This window comes from Variovorax sp. YR750 (assembly GCF_900109805.1).
Classification (GTDB): domain Bacteria; phylum Pseudomonadota; class Gammaproteobacteria; order Burkholderiales; family Burkholderiaceae_C; genus Variovorax; species Variovorax gossypii.
Genome location: NZ_FOBJ01000001.1, coordinates 623,001 through 640,994 on the forward strand (window position 1 = coordinate 623,001; position 17,994 = coordinate 640,994).

A 17,994-nucleotide genomic window follows, 5' to 3' on the forward strand; every position below is an offset into this window, starting at 1 on the left:
GAGCGCACAAGTACATCACGACTGGAGACACACGATGAATCGGTTCAGACCCTCGCCGCCGGGCGGGGCCACCCGCCGCCGCGCGCTCGGCACACTCGGCGCACTCGGCGCCGGGCTCGCGACACTCGACCTGCCCGCCTTCGCGCAGGCCCCGCACTTTCCCAACCGCGTGGTGCGCATCGTCCCGTTCGGCTCCGGCGGCGGCCCGATGGACACCATCGCCCGCGTCTACGCCGAGAAGCTCAAGGCCCGCTGGAACCAGCCGGTGATCGTCGAGGCCAGGCCCGGCGCGAGCGGCACCATCGCGGCAGACACCGTCGCCAAGGCAGCACCCGACGGCTACACCGTGCTGCTTACCCTGCCGCTCACGCACATCAACAACGTGGTGCTGCAGCCGAAGCTGCCCTACGACCCGGTGAAGGACTTCGAGCCGCTTTCGCAGCTGGCCACCGGCGGCCCGATGCTGATCGCGCGCGCCTCGGCGCCGTTCTCGAACGTGCGCGAATTCGTGGCCTATGCCAAAGCGCACCCCGGCATCTCGTACGGAACCTGGGGCAACGGCTCCAACGCGCACCTGTTCGGCGAGCTGCTGGCGAGGCAGAACGGCCTGGACCTGGTCCACGTGCCCTACAAGGCAGAGGCCGCCGCGCACAACGACATGTTCGGCGAGGCGCTGGGCGTGGCCTGGGCCAACCCGTCGACCGCGCGCGGCCTCGCGCAGGCCGGCCGCATCAAGGTGCTGGGCATCACCGGCCGCCAGCGCGTGCGCTCGATGCCCAACGTGCCCACCTTCACCGAGCAGGGCTTCGCGGGCTTCGATCTCGACAGCTGGATCGGCGTGTACGCGCCGGCAAAGACACCGCAGCCCGTGCTCGACGAATGGTCCACCGCGCTTCGCGAGATCACGAAGATGCCCGACATCCAGGAGCGCCTGGCCGGCTTCGGATTCGAGCCGCTGGGCAGCACGCCCGCCGAGTTCAGGGCCAGCTACAAGGCCGACTTTCCCCGTGTCGCGGACCTGATCAAGGCCGCAGGAGTCACTCCCGAATGAGCACCGTCGAACCCACCGTTTCTCCCTCCTCCGCACCCGGCGAATGGCAGCCGATCGCCTTCGACACCGGCACTGCCTACGGCCGCAAGCCGCCCAGCCACAAGCCCGAACTGACCGAGGTCGGCGCGGGCACGCCCATGGGCGAGCTGCTGCGCCGCTACTGGCACCCCATCGGCCTCTCAGCCGACGCCACGGACACGCCGCGCCAGGTGCGCGTGCTCGGTGAAGACCTGATCCTGTTCCGCGACAAGAAAGGCCGCGCGGGCCTCGTGCACTGGCGCTGCGCGCACCGGGGCGCCTCGCTTTACTACGGTCGCGTCGAGGAAGAAGGCATCCGCTGCTGCTACCACGGCTGGATGTTCGACGTGCAGGGCCACTGCGTCGACCAGCCCTGCGAGCCAGATGGCGGCGCGCGCAGCCGCGGCCGCGTGCGCCAGCCCTGGTATCCGGTGCAGGAGCAGTACGGCCTGATCTGGGCCTACCTCGGCCCGGCAGAGAAGAAGCCCGTGCTCCCGCGCTACGACTGCCTGGAGACACTGGACGAAGGCGAGACGCTCGAGGCTGACGGCAACAGCATCGGCGGCGGCGGGCCGCAGATCATTCCGTGCAACTGGCTGCAGCACTACGAGAACGTGGCCGATCCCTTCCACGTGCCCGTGCTGCACGGCAGCTTCAGCGGCACCCAGTTCGTGGCGCTGATGGGCCAGATGCCCGACGTGACCTTCGAGAGCACCGAGACCGGCGTGAAGATCATCTCGATCCGCAAGACGGAGGACGGCAGCACCTTCCGCCGCGTGGCCGGCCCGGTGCTGCCCACGCTGCGCGTGGTGCCGAACCCGCGCGTGGCGGCCTACGGCCGGGTGGAATCCATCGGCTGGGTGCTGCCCATCGACGACCACAGCTTCCGCATCTACACCGCGGGCCGCGTGAAAACGCCCGGCGACTTGGCCCGCGTGCGCTCGCGGCTGAACGGCAAGCTGTGGGAAGAGTTGACCGAGGCCGAGCACCGCGCCTTTCCCGGCGACTACGAGGCGCAAGTGAGCCAGGGCGCGATCACGGCGCATTCGGAAGAGCACCTGGCCAGCTCGGACCGCGGCATCGTGATGCTGCGCCGGCTGCTGCAGCGCCAGCTCGACGCGGTGCGCGAGGGCCGCGACCCGGCCGGCGTGAGCTTCGATCCCGCGACGCCGCCCGTGCATTTCGAAGCCGGCAACTTCCTCGTACGCGAATGAGCGCGGTGGCGGCTGCGGGCCAGTCCATCGCCGTTCGGGTGGCAAGCAAGACGGTGGAGGCCGAGGGCGTGGTCGGCTTCCGGCTGGTCTCGGCGGATGGCGCCCGGCTGCCGGGCTTCGCACCCGGCGCGCACATCGACGTGGCCCTGCCGGGCGGGCTGGTGCGTCAATACTCGTTGTGCAACCTGCCCGCGCAGGACGGGCACTACGAGATCGGCGTGCTGCGCGATGCCGCCTCGCGCGGCGGTTCGCTGGCGATGCACGACGCGGTGCATGAAGGCTCTGTGCTGAGCATCAGCCCGCCGCGCAACCACTTCCCGCTCCACGAAGACGCCGTGCACAGCCTGCTGCTGGCCGGCGGTATCGGCGTGACGCCGTTGCTGTCGATGGCCCAGCGGCTCGCAGCGCTGGGTGCGGGGTTCGCATTGCACTGCTGCAGCCGCACCGCCGCGCGCGCACCCTACCGGCGTCGGCTGGAAGCCAGCTCGTTCGCGGACAAGGTGTTCTTCCACCATGACGACGGACCGTCCGCGCAGCGACTTGATCTGGCTTCGACCATCGGACGCCCGGCGGCCGGCAGGCACATCTACGTGTGCGGCCCGCAGGGCTTCCTGGAGGCAGTGCGTGCCGCCGCACGCGAACTGCAATGGCCGGACGCGCAGGTGCACTTCGAATACTTCTCTGGCACCCTGCCGGCAGCGGGCGAACAAGGCGAGTTCGAAGTCGAACTGCGCAGCTCCGGCCGCGTGGTGCGCGTGCCGGCCTCGCTCAGCGTCGTGGACGCGCTGGCGGCCGAGGGCATCGACATCCCCGTGTCCTGCACGCAGGGCGTGTGCGGCACCTGTCTCACGCGCGTGCTCGAAGGCGAAATCGAGCATCGCGACCTCTACCTCACGCCCGAGGAGCAGGCCGCCAACGACCAGTTCCTGCCCTGCTGCTCGCGGGCCCGCTCACCCCGGCTGGTGCTCGACCTGTAGCAGCTCGTAGAGCACCATCCGCGTCTGCCGGCCGCGCAGCTCGGCAAGCTCCTCGATGCGGCGCGTGGCGAGCCTGCCGCCCAGCCCTTCGAAGGTGGCCTCCGAGATCAGCGTACGCGTGCCCAGCTCTTTGTTCGCACCCTCGATGCGGCTGGCCGCATTGATCGCGTCGCCGATGGCGGTGTAGGAGAGGCGGTCGCTCGACCCGAGCACTCCCGCGATCACATGGCCGGTATGGATGCCGACGCGCGTACGGAACTCCGGCAGCCCTTCGCTGCGCCATTTGTCGTTGAGCGCATTCATCTCCGCATGCAGTTCGAGTGCCGCCAGGCAGGCCCGATATTCGGGCTCGTCCAGCTCGGTCGGCGCTCCCCACAGCACCATGATGCCGTCGCCCATGAACTTGTCGATCACGCCACCGTGCCGCGCGAAGATGCCGGCGGCGAGGCTGAAATACTCGGTCAGCTGCCTCACGAGCACGTCGGCCGGCATCGACTCCGAGATGCTGGTGAAGCCCTCGACGTCGGTGAACATCGCGGTGATGCGGCGCGGTGATCCGCTGGGCCCCAGCGCGTGCCCTTCGGCCACGAGCTGCCGGATGATGTCCACCGGCACGAACTTGCTGAAGGCCTTGAGGCTGCGCGCCGACTCGTCCAGCGCCTGATTGAGGTGCTGAATCTCCAGCACACGGCTGGGTTCGATCGGCAGGTTGTCGAGCTCCAGCCGCCCGATGCGGCGCGCGACGCGCGAGAGGTTCTCGATGGGCCCGGTCACCAGCTTCGACAGTCGCAGCGAAATGAACAGCGCCAGCCCGAGAAAGCTCACCGTCAGCAGCAGCGACCACAGCACCGAGCGATGCAGGCCGCCGAGCAGCTGCTCTTCGGGCTCCCAGCTGACGAGCTGCCAGCGGGTATGCGGGATGTGCGAGGTCTGCACGAGGTAGCGGCGCCCTTCGTGCTCGATGGAGAAGGCCAGGTCGTCGGCGCCGCCCGCGGTGCTGGTCGCCAGCATGTGCGAGTGGATGGCGCCGAGCACACCGGTGTCGGGAGACTCCAGCTCGCGCACCGGCTCGGGATGGTCGCTGCGCGCGACCACATGATGGTCCGAGCTCAGCAAGGCGCTTTCGCCGCTGCCCAACGCGCCGAAGATTCGCACCAGCCTCGACAGGTGCCCCAACGACACGTTGCCGTCGACCACGAGCCCGCGCCTGTGGCCTTCGTCGTCGACACGCCCTGAAGGCCGCGCATGGCCGATGGCGAGCTCCTGCGCATCGCTCATCAGGAAGGGCTCGGTCCACACCGGGCCTTTGGCCTTCATGGCCTCCAGGTACCAGGTGCGCTTCTCGGGGTCGAAGTCGCTGCGGTAGGCGGAGATGGCCGTCGTTGCGAAGCGCTGCTTCGCATCGCCGCCGTCGAGATCGGGCGAGCTCTTGTACTGCCAGGTCTCGGTGCTGAACTCCGGACCGCGCAGCACCTGCCGGATGGCCGGGACCGGGTAGCGCACGGCCATCAGCACGTGGCCGTCGTCGGTGGCGACGTTGATGCTGTCGAGCTCCGGGGTCTGCTCGAGCATGGTCCAGAGCATCTCCGCGGTCTGCTCGCCGTCTTCTCCCGTCGCATGAACGCTCGGCGAATCGGCGATCGAGCGGATCACGCCCTCGGTCTTGGCGAGGAAGGCGAGCACGTTGTCCTCGACGCGGTCGTGATTGATCTTGTGCGCGGCGGTGCCCACCCTGGACACCAGCTTCTCGGCGGCCCAGTAGCCGAACGCCACCAGCAGCAGCGACTGCACCAGCGCGACGGCGCAGATGATGGTGCCTACGTCGACCCTGAAACGGCGCAGGCGGGGGCCCTCGAAATCGTCATCGGCCATGCAAGTTCCTCTCCAATTTTTCTTCCTGCTCGCTTATCGGCATGCGCTCCCGTTTCTTCTGTTGGTCGTTCTTCTGCTCGCGACGATTCTCGCCCCGCCCCTCCTCGCCCCCGGGTTTTCCCTGCCCTGCAAAGGCACGCCTGGCATTGCGGCTTCCCGGCAGCGGTAAACTTCGGCCCGCGCCGCGGGTTCCCGGGGCGCACTTGCTAGGGGTGCTGGGCGGCTTGCCGACCGGCTGAGAAAGTCCCTTTGAACCTGATTGAGGTAATCCTCGCGCAGGGAAGCTGGTCCGGTGGCCTCTCACGCCTTCTCGCGTGAAAGCCGCGCCACTGGGGCCTCGCCCACCTGCCAAACCTTTTGCACTGGAGCAAACGGATGGCACATGACAACAACGACAGCGCCGACAGCGCAGCCGTCTCCAACGAAGCGCTGACTCCGCTTTCCGCTTCCCAGCGTGTATTCGGCTGGCACGACCATGCCTCGCTCTGGTTCAGCCTCGGCGTGGGCCTGCTCGTGATGCAGATCGGCGCCTACCTGGTTCCTGCCGTGGGCACGCGCGACGCCGCCATCGCCATCGTGCTCGGCTCCTGCATCGGCGCCGGCCTGCTGGCCTGGACCGCGCGGCTGGGCTGCCAGAGCGGACTGGCGAGCGCGGGGCTCATGCATGCCACCTACGGCAGCGCCTTCGCGCGCCTGCCGGTACTGCTCAACATCGTTCAGCTGGTGGGCTGGACCACTTTCGAACTCGTCGTGATGCGCGAAGGCACCCAGGCCATCGGCCAGACGGTCGTGGGCCCGGCCCTGGGCAGCTTCTGGGGCGGCGTGCTGACCACGCTGCTGTGGGGCGCGGTGCTGCTGGCGCTGCTCGCGGGCTCGATGGTGAAGCTGGTGCGGCGCTTCGTGAGCCGTTTCGGCCTGCCGCTGGTGGTGCTGTCGCTGCTCTGGCTCACGTGGCAGTTCGCGACGCAGCTGCAGGCCAAGGGGCTGGATGCCTTCTGGACACGCCAGGGCGACGGCACGATGGGCATGTTCAGCGCGCTCGACCTGGTGATCGCGATGCCGGTGTCGTGGCTGCCGCTGGTGGCCGACTACGCTCGGCACGGCAGGCGCAGCACGGGCGGGCTCGGTGGCGCGTTCGGCGGTACCTGGATCGGCTATGCAGTGGCAAACGTCTGGTGCTACGCGCTGGGCGTGATGGTGGTGAGCGTGGCCGAGCCGGGCACGGGCCTCGTCACCGCGCTGCTGCTGGCGCAGGGTGGCCTCGTGGCGCTGGGCCTGATCCTGATCGACGAACTCGACAACGCGTATGGCGACGTCTACTCGGGCTCTGTCTCCACGCACAGCCTGCTGCCGCGCTGGAGCGTGAAGCGCTGGGGCCTGCTGCTGGCCGCCCTGTGCATCGCGCTGGCGCTGGTGCTGCCGATGCACACGCTGGAGCCCTTCCTGCTGCTGCTGAGTTCGGTGTTCGTGCCGCTGTACGGCGTGATCATCGGCCGGCTCGGCAGCGGCGAGGCGGTGTCGCCGCAAGGCACACGGCGCAAGGTCGATTTCGGCGCGGCTCTGATCTGGATCGCGGGCATCGCGGCCTACCACGCGCTCGCGAAGTGGGCGCCGCAGTTCGGCTCCGCGCTGCCGACGCTGGCCGCGACCTTCGCGCTCGCGTGGCTCAGCCGGCCTTCAGCGCAAGGCGGTGCGTCGGCACTGGCGCAAAGCCGTGGTTGAGGGGGCCATGACCCGCGCCGATCTTCACGTTCGCTCCCGCGGCCATCGCGCCGAGGATGTAGGCGCGCGCCCGCTCGACCGCATCGGGCAGCGTCGCGCCCAGTGCAAGGTGCGCGGCGATGGCGGACGACAGCGTGCAGCCCGTGCCGTGCAGGTTGCGGCTTTCGATGCGCGCGGAAGCCAGGCGCCGGCGGTCGCCGCCGGCCTGCAGCAGCACGTCGACCACCTCGTTGCCTGGCAGATGGCCGCCCTTGAGCAGCACGGCCTTCGCGCCGAGCCCGAGCAGTTCGTCGGCCGCGCCGTCGAGCGCATCGATGCCTTCGATGGCATGGCCCACCAGCAAGGCGGCCTCGTCGAGATTGGGCGTGACGACCACGGCACGCGGGAACAGCTCGCGCACCAGCACCTGCACCGTCTCGGCCGCGATCAGGCGGTCGCCGCTGGTGGCGACCATCACGGGGTCGAGCACAACGTTCTTCAGCTGGTAGCGGTCGATGGCCCAGGCCACCACTTCGACCACCTCGGGCGCATGCAGCATGCCGAGCTTGACGGCATCGACACCAATGTCTTCCACCACGGCCTGGATCTGCGCCTTGAGGAAGTCGGGCGGCACCCCGTGAATGCCCGAGACGCCCAGCGTGTTCTGCGCGGTCAGCGCGGTGATGGCCGTCATGCCGTAGCAGCCCAGGGCCGCGAAGGTCTTGAGATCGGCCTGGATGCCGGCGCCGCCGCCGCTGTCGGAACCGGCAATGGAAAGCACGCGTGCGTAGCGCTGGGTGGGCTCTTGGGTCTTGCCTTGGGTCATGCCGAAAATTATCGGCGACGCGAAGGAGCCTCGGCATGAGCCTGCCTTTCGATTCCGTCGCAGTCCTCGGCGCGGGCCTCATGGGCCGGCTGATGGCGCTGACGCTCGCGCAGGCCGGGGGCAAGGTCGACGTGTTCGAGGCCGGCAGTCCGGAGGCCGAAGGCGCCGCCGCGCGCGTGGCCGCCGCGATGCTCGCGCCGCTGGCCGAATCGGCCGTGGCGCCGGTGTCGGTGGTGCGCATGGGACAACATGCCTTGTCGCGCTGGCCCGAGCTGCTGGCATCGCTGGCGCAGCCGGTGTTCTTCCAGCGCGAAGGCACGCTGGTGCTCTGGCACCGGCAGGACGCCGCCGAGGCCACGCGGCTCGCGCGCGTGCTCGCGAACACCGGTGCACAGGTGCCCGAGCTGGCACCGATGCAACCGATCGACGCCCGTGCGATTGCCGCGCTGGAGCCCTCGCTCGGCCAGCGCTTCGCGCAGGGCCTGTTCCTTCCCGGCGAAGGGCAGCTCGACAACCGCGCACTGCTGGCGTCGCTGCTCGCCACGCTGCAGGCGGATGCCCGCGTCACGCTGCATTGGCAATCGGCACGGGCGCCATCCGACTTCTCCCCCGGCACGGCCGGCCAGCCCGACTGGGTGATCGACTGCCGCGGCCTCGGCGCCAGGCCCCAGTGGAACTCGCTGCGAGGCGTGCGCGGCGAGGTGATCCGCGTGCATGCGCCCGAGGTTACTCTGCAGCGCCCCACCCGTCTCGTGCATCCGCGCTATCCGCTCTACATCGCGCCGAAACCCGGCAACCTGTTCGTGATCGGCGCGACCGAGATCGAGTCGGACGACATGTCGCCGGCCAGCGTGCGCTCCACGCTCGAACTGCTGAGCGCCGCGTATGCCGTGCACAGCGGCTTCGCCGAGGCGCGCATCGTCGAGATCGCGACGCAGTGCCGGCCCACGCTGCCCGACAACCTCCCTGCCATCCGCCAGCCGCAGCCGCGCGTGATGCAGATCAACGGCCTTTACCGCCACGGCTTCATGATCGCGCCCGCCATGCTCGACGCCGCGATGGAGCTGCTGGCGCAAGGCCACTCGGCGCTCGCGGAAAGCTTCGGCCTGGAGGCTGCCCCCACATGACGATGAACATCCTGATCAACGACAAGCCCTTCGCGCTGCCCGACCACGCCACGCTCACGGACGCCCTGGCCGCGCTGGATGCCACGCCGCCTTTCGCGGTGGCGGTGAACCGTGAGTTCGTGCCGCGCTCGGCCTACGCCTCGCGCGAGTTGCAGCCCGACGACCGCATCGAAGTGATCCGCCCCGTGACGGGCGGCTGAATGATGGAGACGACAAGCATGACGACCACGAACGACCCGCTGGTGCTCTACGGCGAAACCTTCCAGAGCCGGCTGCTGCTGGGCACAGCACGCTACCCTTCGCCCGACCTGCTCGAGGCCGCCGTGAAGCGCGCGAAGCCCGCGATGCTGACCGCCTCGCTGCGCCGCCAGACGGCCAGCCAGGGCTCGGGCAACAGCGATCTCGGCAACGGCTTCTGGGAACTGCTGCGCAAGCTCGCGGTGCCGGTGCTGCCCAACACCGCCGGCTGCCACAGCGTGCAGGAGGTGGTCGCTACCGCGCAGATGGCGCGCGAGCTGTTCGACACGCCGTGGATCAAGCTCGAGCTGATCGGCGACGACTACACGCTGCAACCCGACACGCTGAACCTGGTCGATGCGGCGTCGCAGCTGATCCGCGAAGGCTTCAAGGTGCTGCCCTACTGCACCGAAGACCTCGTGCTGTGCCAGCGGCTGGTCGATGTCGGCTGCCAGGCGGTGATGCCGTGGGCCGCGCCCATCGGCACCGGCCGCGGCCCGGTCAACCCGTATGCGCTGCAGGTGCTGCGCGACCGGCTGAAAGTACCGATGCTGGTGGACGCGGGCCTGGGACTGCCCTCGCACGCCTGCCAGGTGATGGAGTGGGGATACGACGGCGTTCTGCTGAACACCGCCGTCGCACTCGCGCAGGACCCGGTCGCGATGGCCGGCGCCTTCGCCGATGCGGTGCAGGCCGGCCGCAGCGCGCACCGCGCAGGCGCCATGGCCGCGCAGGACGCGGCGCAACCCAGCACGCCCGTGCTCGGCACGCCTTTCTGGCATCACGAATCATGAGCACCGCACTCGACGCAGGCGCCATCGCGCAGGCCATCGTCGCGGCGCACGGGCTGCGCTTCGGCGCCATCACGTCCGCGCCGCCGAGCGCGCCGAACTTCTCTTCCGACGATCCGGTGTACCGCGGTGCCAAGCGGGCCTGCTCGGCGCTGGGCTTCATCGAGATCGACGCCGAATGCCTGGCCCATGCCTGGCGCGCGCAGACCCAGCGTCTGAGCGGCTTCGACGCCACGCTGTGGCCCGATGCGCCCGAGGACTTCGGCATGCGCCCCTTCCCGCCCACCGCTCGCGACGACGCGTTTCCGCCCTGCCCCGAACGGCTGGGCCTGTACGCCGTGCTGCCCGACGCGCAATGGGTGGGCCGCATGGCGCGCGCCGGCGTGCCGACGGTGCAACTGCGGTTCAAGTCCGCGGACACGGCAGCCGTCGAGCGCGAGGTGCAGGCGGCCGTCGAGGCGGTGCAAGGCACCGGTGCGCTGCTCTTCATCAACGATCACTGGCAGGTGGCCATCGCGGCCGGTGCCTATGGCATCCACCTCGGGCAGGAAGACCTCGATGAGCTCTTGCCCGAAGACCTGGCGCGGCTGCGCGACTCCGGCCTGCGCCTGGGCGTCAGCACCCACGGCTATGCCGAGATGGTGCGTGCCGACAAGGTGAGCCCGAGCTACATCGCGATGGGCGCGGTGTACCCGACCACGCTCAAGAAGATGGCGACCGCACCGCAGGGCGTGGCCCGGCTCGGCGCCTATGCGCGCCTGCTGCGCGGCTATCCGCAGGTCGGCATCGGCGGCATCGATGCCGTGCGGCTGCCCGAGGTGCTGGCCACCGGAGTCGGCTCCATCGCCGTGGTGCGCGCGCTGGTCGCGGCCGAAGCCCCCGAGGCCACGGCCGCGCAATGGATGGCGGCCATCGACGCCGCCGGCAACTGAACAGAATGAACAAGTCCGAGCTCTCCCTTTCTCCTTCCAGCTGGCCGCTTTCGCCCGTCTCGCGCGCACTGGCCGTCGTTCTCCTCACTGCCGCGTGCGGCGCGCATGCGCAGCAGGCAGCGCTGCCCGAGGTCACGGTCAACGACGCGGCCGCCGCGCCGCAGGCCGACATCAGCGGCTTCGGCGACGTTCCTCTGCGCGAGTTGCCGATCTCGGCCACGGTGATCGACAGCAAGCAGCTGCAGGCCAGCGGCGCGCGCCGGCTCGCCGACCTCACGCAGTTCGACTCGTCGGTGACCGACGCCTACAACTCCGCCGGCTACTGGGACTACCTCACGGTGCGCGGTTTCGTGCTCGACAACCGCTTCAACTACCGGCGCGAGGGCCTGCCGATCAGCGCGGAGACCTCGATTCCGCTCGACAACAAGGAGCGCGTCGAGATCCTGCGCGGCACCAGCGGCATACAGGCCGGCACCAGTGCGCCGGGCGGGCTGGTCAACTACGTCGTGAAGCGGCCCACCGAACAGGACCTGCGCGCGGTGCGCATCGAGACCACGAGCCGCGGCAGCCTGCTCGGCGCCATCGACCTAGGAGGGCGCTTCGGCGAGAACCGGCAGTTCGGCTACCGCATCAACGTGGCGAGTGAAAACCTCAAGCCGCTCACGCACAACCTCGACGGCAACCGCAATCTCTTCTCGCTCGCGGCCGACTGGCGCATCACGCGCGACTCGGTGCTGGAGTTCGAGATCGAACAGAGCCGCAAGACGCAGCCCAGCCAGAACGGCTACAGCCTGCTGGGCAGCGTACTGCCGGCGCCGGTCGATCCGCGCATCAACCTCAACAACCAGCCGTGGTCGCAGCCCTCGGTGTTCAAGGCGCTGACGGGCACGCTGCGCTTCAGCCAGGCACTGAACGCCGACTGGCGCTGGAGCGCGCAGATCGGCCAGCAACGCCTGAAGACCGACGACCGGCTGGCCTACGCCTTCGGCTGCGGCGCCGAGGGCAACTACGACCGCTACTGTTCCGACGGCACCTTCGACGTCTACGACTTCCGCAGCGAGAACGAGCGCCGCACGCAGACCGCGGGCAGCATCAACCTCAAGGGCAACGTGACGACGGGCAGCGTGCGGCACGAACTCGGCTTCGGGCTGATGCAGAGCCGCGTGCGCAACCGCTTCGACAACCAGGCCTACAACTACGCGGGCACCGGCAACATCTGGGGCACGGCCATCGTGCCGCCGGCCCCCGACGCCACCACGCCGCAGACCAACCGCGACGAAAAGTCGACCGAGTTCTCCGTGCAGGACGCGATCCGCTGGAACGACCGCTTCACCACATGGCTCGGCGCGCGCCACACGCGGCTCGACCGCAGCAGCATCGGCAACGACGGCTCGAACCCTACCGGCTACAAGCAGGACGTGACCACGCCGTGGATCGCCGCCAGCTATGCCATCCAGCCGGGACTCATGGCCTATGCGAGCTGGGGGCGCGGTGTCGAGTCGCAGGTGGTGCCGAACAAGATCTCGCAGTACAGCAACGCCGGACAGGCCCTGCCCGCGCTGCGCTCGCGCCAGTGGGAACTGGGCATCAAGGGCGGCAGCGATGCCTTCAACTGGCAGCTCGCATGGTTCGACATCTCGCGGCCGATGACCAACATCGACCTGTGCAGCGGCCTCTGCGAAGTGCGCAACGACGGCAAGGCCGTGCACCGCGGCCTCGAGGCCGGCGCGCAATGGAGCCAGGGGCCGTGGCGCATCGGCGGCAGCCTGACGCTGATCGATGCCAAGCGGCGCGGCAGCACGGCCAATCCGGCGCTCAACGGCGAGTCGCCCACGAACGTGCCGAAGCAGGTGCTGCGCGCGCAGACCGCCTACCGCTTCGCATCGGTGCCGGGCCTCGAGGTGGCGGGACAGCTCTCGTACGAAGGCCGCCGCAACGTGCTGCCCGATGGCTCGGTCACGCTGCCCTCGTGGACACGCGTGGATGCTGCGCTGCGCTACGACACCAAGCTGCGCGGCGCGAACGCGAGCTGGACGCTGTCGATCGACAACCTCTTCGATCGCCGCTACTGGAAAGAATCGCCCTATCAGTTCAGCCACGTTTACCTGTTCCCCGGCGCGCCGCGCACGCTGCGCCTGGGGCTGAGCGTTGCACTTTGAACGCGAAGTTGAAAAGCAGCGAAAAAGAACGCTATAATCTAAGGCTTGTTCCTCGATAGCTCAGTCGGTAGAGCGCCGGACTGTTAATCCGTAGGTCCCTGGTTCGAGCCCAGGTCGAGGAGCCACCATCAAGCCGCAAGGCCTCTGGAAGCCCCGCTACTCACAAGGTAGCGGGGCTTTTCATTTGCGACTGTGTTCCGCGTTTGTTGCAGAGAGTCATCGCAAGTGATGGGATCGGTGCAAAAAATGCAGCCGGCCGGCCGGAATCGGCAAAACCATTGCATATAATTTAAGGCTTGTTCCTCGATAGCTCAGTCGGTAGAGCGCCGGACTGTTAATCCGTAGGTCCCTGGTTCGAGCCCAGGTCGAGGAGCCACCATCAAGCCGCAAGGCCTCTGAAAAGCCCGCTGTCTTTATCGGACAGCGGGCTTTTTCCTTGGTGCGATCAGCTGACCTACATGAGCAAAGTCGGCTAAGTGCTCTTCCCGCGAAAAGCGCACACTCGCGCGCATGGAAAGCAGCCGCCGCATCGAGCAGGACTACCGCGCCCGCGTGGCGCGCGCCGTCGCGGCAATCGTTGCCGACCCGATGGCCGAACACCGACTCGAAGACCTCGCCCGGCTCGCGCACTTCTCGCCCTTTCACTTCCATCGCGTCTATGCGAGCGTGGCCGGCGAAACGGTGGCCGCCACGGTCCGCCGCGTGCGGCTGGCGCTCGCCACCCGGTTGCTGGAAGCCGGCGACCAGAGCATCACGCAGGTCGCGCTGGCCGTGGGTTACGAAAGCCCGCAGGCCTTCACGCGAGCGTTCGGCCAGTTCACCGGGCAGTCGCCGCGTGCCTTCCAGCAGAAGATGGTGCGGGCGATCCTCGATGTCGATGCGCTGCCGCAACCCGATGACGGCATCGCCGCGCCGGCAGTGCGCATCGTCGAGTACCCCACGCGGCGGCTGCACGCGCTGCGGCATCAGGGGCCGTTCTCGACCATTCCTCATACCCATCGGCGGCTGCGCCAGCACGCGGGCACGGCACGCATCTCGGCCCGATGGGGAGCCTCCTTCGGCGAGCCCGAGGGCGGCCCCGGCTTCAGGTACTACGCCGCCCTCGATTCCCCCGACCCTTGGCCGGACGTCGCCGAGGTCGAGATGCTCGACATTCCGGGCGGCTGCTACGCGGCGCATCGCCTGGCCGGCCCGTACTCGCAGATCAACGCCGCGGTGCGCGCCCTCTACATCCGATGGCTGCCCGCCAGCGGCTACGAGCCCGACGACCGGCCTACGCTGGAGCACTACCTGAACTCGCCGCGGCAGGTCTCGCAGGCAGAGCTGCGCACCGACCTGCTTATTCCCATCCGCCGCACGAACGCGACATGAATCTGCCGATGCGACGCGCCCTGTTTTTCGTCGCGCTCTGCCTCTGCTGCGCGCGCATCGCGCAAGCCGCCGGCTTCAGCCCGATCGAAGTGCCCGCAGACAGCAACGGCCCGGCGCTGCTCGGTGCCGTGTGGACCCCATGCGACGCGCCCGCAGACAGGCTCTCGTTCGATCCGCTGGTGATCGAGGGCACGAGAGACTGCCCGATTGCCGGCAAGCAGCTGCCGCTGGTCGTGATCTCGCACGGCAAGGGCGGCTCGTCCCTGCTGCACCACGACACGGCGGCTGCGCTGGCCGACGCAGGCTTCATCGTCGCCGCCATCAACCACCCCGGTCACAACTTCCAGGACATGAGCGGCGCGAGCCATCTGTCGGTATATGCCACGCGCCCGGCAGACATGAAGCGGCTGGTCGACTACATGCTCGGAGCGTGGCCGGGGCGCGCGGCCATCGATGCGAACCGCGTCGGGCTTTTCGGTTTCTCCGCGGGCGGATACACCGGCCTCGTGGTGGTCGGTGCTGTTCCGGACTTCCGGCTGCGCGACGACCTCTGCCCGCCGGCCTCCACGACGCCGCTGTGCGAGGAGATCCGCCGCAACGAGCTGCCGAAGATGCCCGCGCGCGACGACCGCATCAAGGCCGCCGTCATCGTCGATCCGCTCACTGCGTTCGACAAGAGCGGCCTGAAGAACGTGACGCTGCCGATGCAGCTCTGGGCCTCGGCCTTCGGAGGCGATGGCGTCGCACCGCGCTACGTGGAAGCGCTTCGCCGCGACCTGCCCGTCCGGCCGGAGTGGCACATGGTGCAGGGCGCGACGCACTTCGCCTTCGTGGCGCCCTGTTCGCCGGCCATGGCGCAGGCAATGCAGCAGATCTGCCGCGACCGTCCGGAGTTCGACCGCGCTGCCTTCCATGCGGACTTCAACACGCAGGTGCTGGCCTTCTTCAAGCAACAACTCGGGCCGGAAACGGCCGCCAGGGCTAGCGCGGCTGGAACGCGATGAGCCCCATGCCTGCGAGGCACACCGCCACACCCGTCACGTCCCACGCGGTCGGTCTGATGCCGTCCACCGCCCAGAGCCAGGCGATGGCCACGCCGATGTACACGCCGCCATAGGCGGCATAGACGCGCCCCGCCGCCGTCTCGTGCAGCGTAAGCAGCCACGCGAACAGGGCAAGGCTGATCGCCGCGGGCAGCAGCAGCCATGCGGAGCGATCCTGCTTGAGCCAGAGGTACGGCAGATAGCAGCCGACGATTTCCGCGAGCGCCGTCGCGACGTAGAGAAGAAAGGTCCGCATCCGGAGATTGTGCGGTCCGCATCGCGCTTATCGGCAAGGCACGTGAGGCCATTGCTTGATGGCCCCGCGGTGCATCCCTACACTCGCGCGCATGGCCCGTTCGTTCCACTCCCGCAAACACGCTGCGCTCGAAGCAGCGCGTGCCGGCGATGTCGCGACCACGGCGACCATGGCGGCCTACCGACGCACCTCCGCACTTTCCTGAGCCCGGCGGTCCGCTACCCTTCTTTCTGATGCGCGAACCATTGACCGCCGGGCACCCGCCGCGCGGCCGCGACGTCGTTCGTTCCCTTCCTCATTCATTCATTCGTGCATGGAGAACGGCGCCGCATTCAACTGGAGTGCTTCATTCATGCCCGCAACCATTCACGGGGAGCGCACGCTCACCGAACTCGACTTCGTCCGCCTGGGAAAACTGGCGGACCACCAGCTCCCGCCCGCTCTGGCCGACTTGCTCGATGCAGCGGACGTGCTGCCCTCGCGCGAGATCGCCGCGGACCTCGTGACGATGAACTCCCAGGTCGAGATCGAAGACCCGGCCACCGGCCAGCGGCAGCAGATCACCCTCTGCTACCCCGGCGACTCGCAGCCGGGCGCGGGCTTCGTGTCGGTGCTGTCGCCCGTCGGCATCGGCCTGCTGGGCACGAAGACCGGCGCCACCGCCTGCTGGCGCATGCCCAATGGCACCGAAGGCTCGGCGCGCGTGGTGGCGGTGCTTTTCCAGCCGGAGGCCAGCGGCGACTACACGCGCTGACTACACGCGCTGACTACACGCGCTGACACACGCGCCGATGTCGAGCGAGCGCGTCGCTCAGTGCTTGATCACGGTGCTGGTGCGGTCCTTGGCGCTGTCGATGGTCGCGCTCACGGAGTTCGTGTTGACCGCCAGGGCTACCAGGATGGAACCGACGAAAGCCGGGTCGGCCGCGCCGCTGAAGTTCGAAGCACCGGCGATGGCCAGGGCCTGCTGCACCTGCTGGCGGGTCAGTTCCAAGGCCGCTTCTCCAACGATGTTCTTCTTGGTTGCCATCTGAAAACTCCTGGAAGTGAAGGCCTGACTGTAACTTTCGGGATCGAGCCTTCGCGGCGTTCCTCCTCGAGGGCCGGCGGCGGGGGCACGCCTGTTGTTTCACCGCGCTTCCAAAAGTTTCCAAAGTAATAGAATCGCCCCGCTCCATCCACCCGTCCCCGGCGCAGCGCGCCTGCACGACGGCAGCGACAGGGGCGATCGAGGACATGGGTTGCCGTTTCCCACGCGTCCCCGGTTTCGGACTCTGGTCGAGGCACCACCCGCGCGGTGGGCAGCGAGCGACCAGGCCACGCGAACATGCACATGACTTTCGGCACTGGTGTGCCGGATTCTCGGACCGTATCGTCGCGCGGTCGCCGGCGGCGCGTCGAATCGGGAGGTCGTACAGGCCAAGGCAATTCCATCTTCGATCTTGACAAGTGACGTCCGCAACGGGCGCCGCCTTCTTTTCACTTGACAGATCGGGACATGGCTTTTTCTAAACTCTCTCTCGCAAGCGCACTCGCCGGCCTGCTGGCCCTTTCGGGCTGCCAGACCATGGACATGCAAATGGGCAGCCAGTCGGCCAAGACCGTGGCCACCGGCAGCGCCGCCGGCGCTGCGACCTCCGGCGAAAGCAGCCAGCTCGAGCGCTGCGATTCGCCCCTGGGCACGGTCTCGCTGATCGAGAACGTGAACGCGGGCTGGTACACCATCCTCACCGGCGAATACAAGCTGCCTCCCACGGCCAACCTGCTGCGCCTGCTGGTGCAACAGTCGAACTGCTTCGTGGTGGTCGAGCGCAGCGCAGCCGGCATGAACGCGATGACGCGCGAACGCGCGCTGATGCAATCCGGCGAAATGCGCGGCGGCAGCAACTTCGGCCGCGGCCAGATGGTGGCTTCCGACTACGGCCTGTCGCCCGAGATCGTGTTCAGCAACAGCGACGCCGGCGGCCTGGGCGGCGCGCTCGGCGGCCTGGTGGGCGGCGGCCGCGGCCGTGCCATTGCCAGCATCGGCGCGAGCCTGCAGACCAAGGAAGCCAGCGCGCTTCTGACCCTGATCGACAACCGCTCCGGCGTGCAGGTCGCGGCCGCCGAAGGCAGCGCCTCCAAGACCGACTTCGCGGGCTTCGCCGGCCTGGGCGGCCTCTCCGCCGCCGGCGGCATCGGCGGCTACACGCGCACGCCGCAGGGCAAGGTGATCGCGGCCGCCTTCATGGACGCCTTCAACCAGATGGTCCGCTCGCTGCGCAACTACAAGGCGCAGACGGTGCGCGGCCAGGGCCTCGGCGGCGGCGGCCGTCTCGGCGTGGACGGCGGCGCCGCTCCCTCGCAGACCTCGGCGCCCGGCGCCGCTCCGGCAACCCGCCGCCGCAAGTAAGGGCAGCAGCAGGCGCGCACCCCGCGC

At 68.8% G+C, this 17,994-nt stretch carries 17 protein-coding genes, 2 tRNA genes and 1 riboswitch; of the genes, 15 read left to right on the forward strand and 4 right to left on the reverse strand.

All coding sequences use genetic code 11. The features are described from left to right. Positions 1-34: 34 nt before the first annotated feature. The 3 genes from BMY35_RS02830 to BMY35_RS02840 are packed head-to-tail and all read left to right on the forward strand — an operon-like array spanning position 35 to position 3,260. On the forward strand, positions 35-1,051 hold the full coding sequence (locus BMY35_RS02830; protein ID WP_093195460.1) for a Bug family tripartite tricarboxylate transporter substrate binding protein: 1,017 nt from the start codon (positions 35-37) through the stop codon (positions 1,049-1,051). Next, on the forward strand, positions 1,048-2,283 hold the full coding sequence (locus BMY35_RS02835) for an aromatic ring-hydroxylating dioxygenase subunit alpha (RefSeq protein ID WP_093195461.1): 1,236 nt from the start codon (positions 1,048-1,050) through the stop codon (positions 2,281-2,283). The genes BMY35_RS02830 and BMY35_RS02835 overlap by 4 nt, the downstream gene beginning before the upstream one ends. Further along, positions 2,280-3,260 carry a PDR/VanB family oxidoreductase gene (locus BMY35_RS02840; protein ID WP_093195462.1) on the forward strand — a complete coding sequence of 327 codons (981 nt, stop codon included), beginning with the start codon at positions 2,280-2,282 and terminating at the stop codon, positions 3,258-3,260. The genes BMY35_RS02835 and BMY35_RS02840 overlap by 4 nt, the downstream gene beginning before the upstream one ends. Here BMY35_RS02840 and BMY35_RS02845 read toward each other — a convergent pair. After that, positions 3,234-5,132 carry an adenylate/guanylate cyclase domain-containing protein gene (locus BMY35_RS02845; RefSeq protein ID WP_093195463.1) on the reverse strand — a complete coding sequence of 633 codons (1,899 nt, stop codon included), beginning with the start codon at positions 5,130-5,132 and terminating at the stop codon, positions 3,234-3,236. The two genes, BMY35_RS02840 and BMY35_RS02845, sit on opposite strands and share 27 nt — an antisense overlap. 198 nt (positions 5,133-5,330) lie before the next feature. Beyond that, a riboswitch (TPP riboswitch) is annotated at positions 5,331-5,431 on the forward strand. Between the two features lie 76 nt (positions 5,432-5,507). On the opposite strand from BMY35_RS02845, the gene BMY35_RS02850 reads away from it, so the two are divergent. Further along, positions 5,508-6,854 carry a purine-cytosine permease family protein gene (locus BMY35_RS02850; protein ID WP_093195464.1) on the forward strand — a complete coding sequence of 449 codons (1,347 nt, stop codon included), beginning with the start codon at positions 5,508-5,510 and terminating at the stop codon, positions 6,852-6,854. Here BMY35_RS02850 and thiD read toward each other — a convergent pair. Continuing rightward, positions 6,799-7,659, reverse strand: coding sequence for a bifunctional hydroxymethylpyrimidine kinase/phosphomethylpyrimidine kinase (gene thiD / locus BMY35_RS02855; protein ID WP_093195465.1), 861 nt, complete (start codon positions 7,657-7,659; stop codon positions 6,799-6,801). The two genes, BMY35_RS02850 and thiD, sit on opposite strands and share 56 nt — an antisense overlap. A 35-nt stretch (positions 7,660-7,694) precedes the next feature. Between thiD and BMY35_RS02860 the strand changes: the two genes are divergently transcribed. The 9 genes from BMY35_RS02860 to BMY35_RS02900 all read left to right on the forward strand — a co-directional run bounded on the left by BMY35_RS02860 (position 7,695) and on the right by BMY35_RS02900 (position 15,280). Further along, positions 7,695-8,786 (forward strand): FAD-dependent oxidoreductase, encoded by a 1,092-nt coding sequence (locus BMY35_RS02860; protein WP_093195466.1) that lies wholly within the window; start codon positions 7,695-7,697, stop codon positions 8,784-8,786. Next, positions 8,783-8,986, forward strand: a complete 204-nt coding sequence (gene thiS / locus BMY35_RS02865; protein ID WP_093195467.1) for a sulfur carrier protein ThiS — start codon at positions 8,783-8,785, stop codon at positions 8,984-8,986. Before BMY35_RS02860 ends, thiS begins: the two co-directional genes overlap by 4 nt. 18 nt (positions 8,987-9,004) lie before the next feature. After that, positions 9,005-9,817, forward strand: coding sequence for a thiazole synthase (locus BMY35_RS02870; protein ID WP_093195468.1), 813 nt, complete (start codon positions 9,005-9,007; stop codon positions 9,815-9,817). Next, a complete protein-coding gene (locus BMY35_RS02875) occupies positions 9,814-10,746 on the forward strand; it encodes a thiamine phosphate synthase (RefSeq protein WP_093195469.1) in 933 nt (310 codons plus the stop codon). Before BMY35_RS02870 ends, BMY35_RS02875 begins: the two co-directional genes overlap by 4 nt. A gap of 5 nt (positions 10,747-10,751) precedes the next feature. Continuing rightward, positions 10,752-12,905, forward strand: coding sequence for a TonB-dependent siderophore receptor (locus BMY35_RS02880; RefSeq protein WP_093195470.1), 2,154 nt, complete (start codon positions 10,752-10,754; stop codon positions 12,903-12,905). A 49-nt stretch (positions 12,906-12,954) separates the two neighbouring features. Further along, positions 12,955-13,030, forward strand: a tRNA-Asn gene (locus tag BMY35_RS02885). A 175-nt stretch (positions 13,031-13,205) separates the two neighbouring features. Beyond that, a tRNA-Asn gene (locus BMY35_RS02890) sits at positions 13,206-13,281 on the forward strand. Positions 13,282-13,415: 134 nt separating this feature from the next. Beyond that, on the forward strand, positions 13,416-14,276 hold the full coding sequence (locus BMY35_RS02895) for an AraC family transcriptional regulator (protein WP_093195471.1): 861 nt from the start codon (positions 13,416-13,418) through the stop codon (positions 14,274-14,276). Beyond that, a complete protein-coding gene (locus BMY35_RS02900; RefSeq protein ID WP_256228077.1) occupies positions 14,273-15,280 on the forward strand; it encodes an alpha/beta hydrolase family protein in 1,008 nt (335 codons plus the stop codon). The genes BMY35_RS02895 and BMY35_RS02900 overlap by 4 nt, the downstream gene beginning before the upstream one ends. On the opposite strand, the gene BMY35_RS02905 is transcribed toward BMY35_RS02900, so the two are convergent. Continuing rightward, complete coding sequence (locus BMY35_RS02905; protein WP_093195472.1) at positions 15,258-15,575, reverse strand: YnfA family protein; 318 nt, start codon at positions 15,573-15,575, stop codon at positions 15,258-15,260. The two genes, BMY35_RS02900 and BMY35_RS02905, sit on opposite strands and share 23 nt — an antisense overlap. 352 nt (positions 15,576-15,927) lie before the next feature. On the opposite strand from BMY35_RS02905, the gene BMY35_RS02910 reads away from it, so the two are divergent. Next, the gene (locus tag BMY35_RS02910) at positions 15,928-16,329 is read left to right on the forward strand and encodes a GreA/GreB family elongation factor (RefSeq protein ID WP_093195473.1); all 402 of its coding nucleotides are present in this window, start codon (positions 15,928-15,930) and stop codon (positions 16,327-16,329) included. 57 nt (positions 16,330-16,386) lie between these two features. Here the strand turns inward: BMY35_RS02910 and BMY35_RS02915 are convergent, their stop codons facing one another. Next, positions 16,387-16,605 (reverse strand): hypothetical protein, encoded by a 219-nt coding sequence (locus BMY35_RS02915; RefSeq protein ID WP_093195474.1) that lies wholly within the window; start codon positions 16,603-16,605, stop codon positions 16,387-16,389. A gap of 468 nt (positions 16,606-17,073) precedes the next feature. Between BMY35_RS02915 and BMY35_RS02920 the strand changes: the two genes are divergently transcribed. Then, entirely contained in the window at positions 17,074-17,967 is an 894-nt protein-coding gene (locus tag BMY35_RS02920; protein ID WP_093195475.1) for a CsgG/HfaB family protein, read from the forward strand. Positions 17,968-17,994 lie beyond the last annotated feature (27 nt).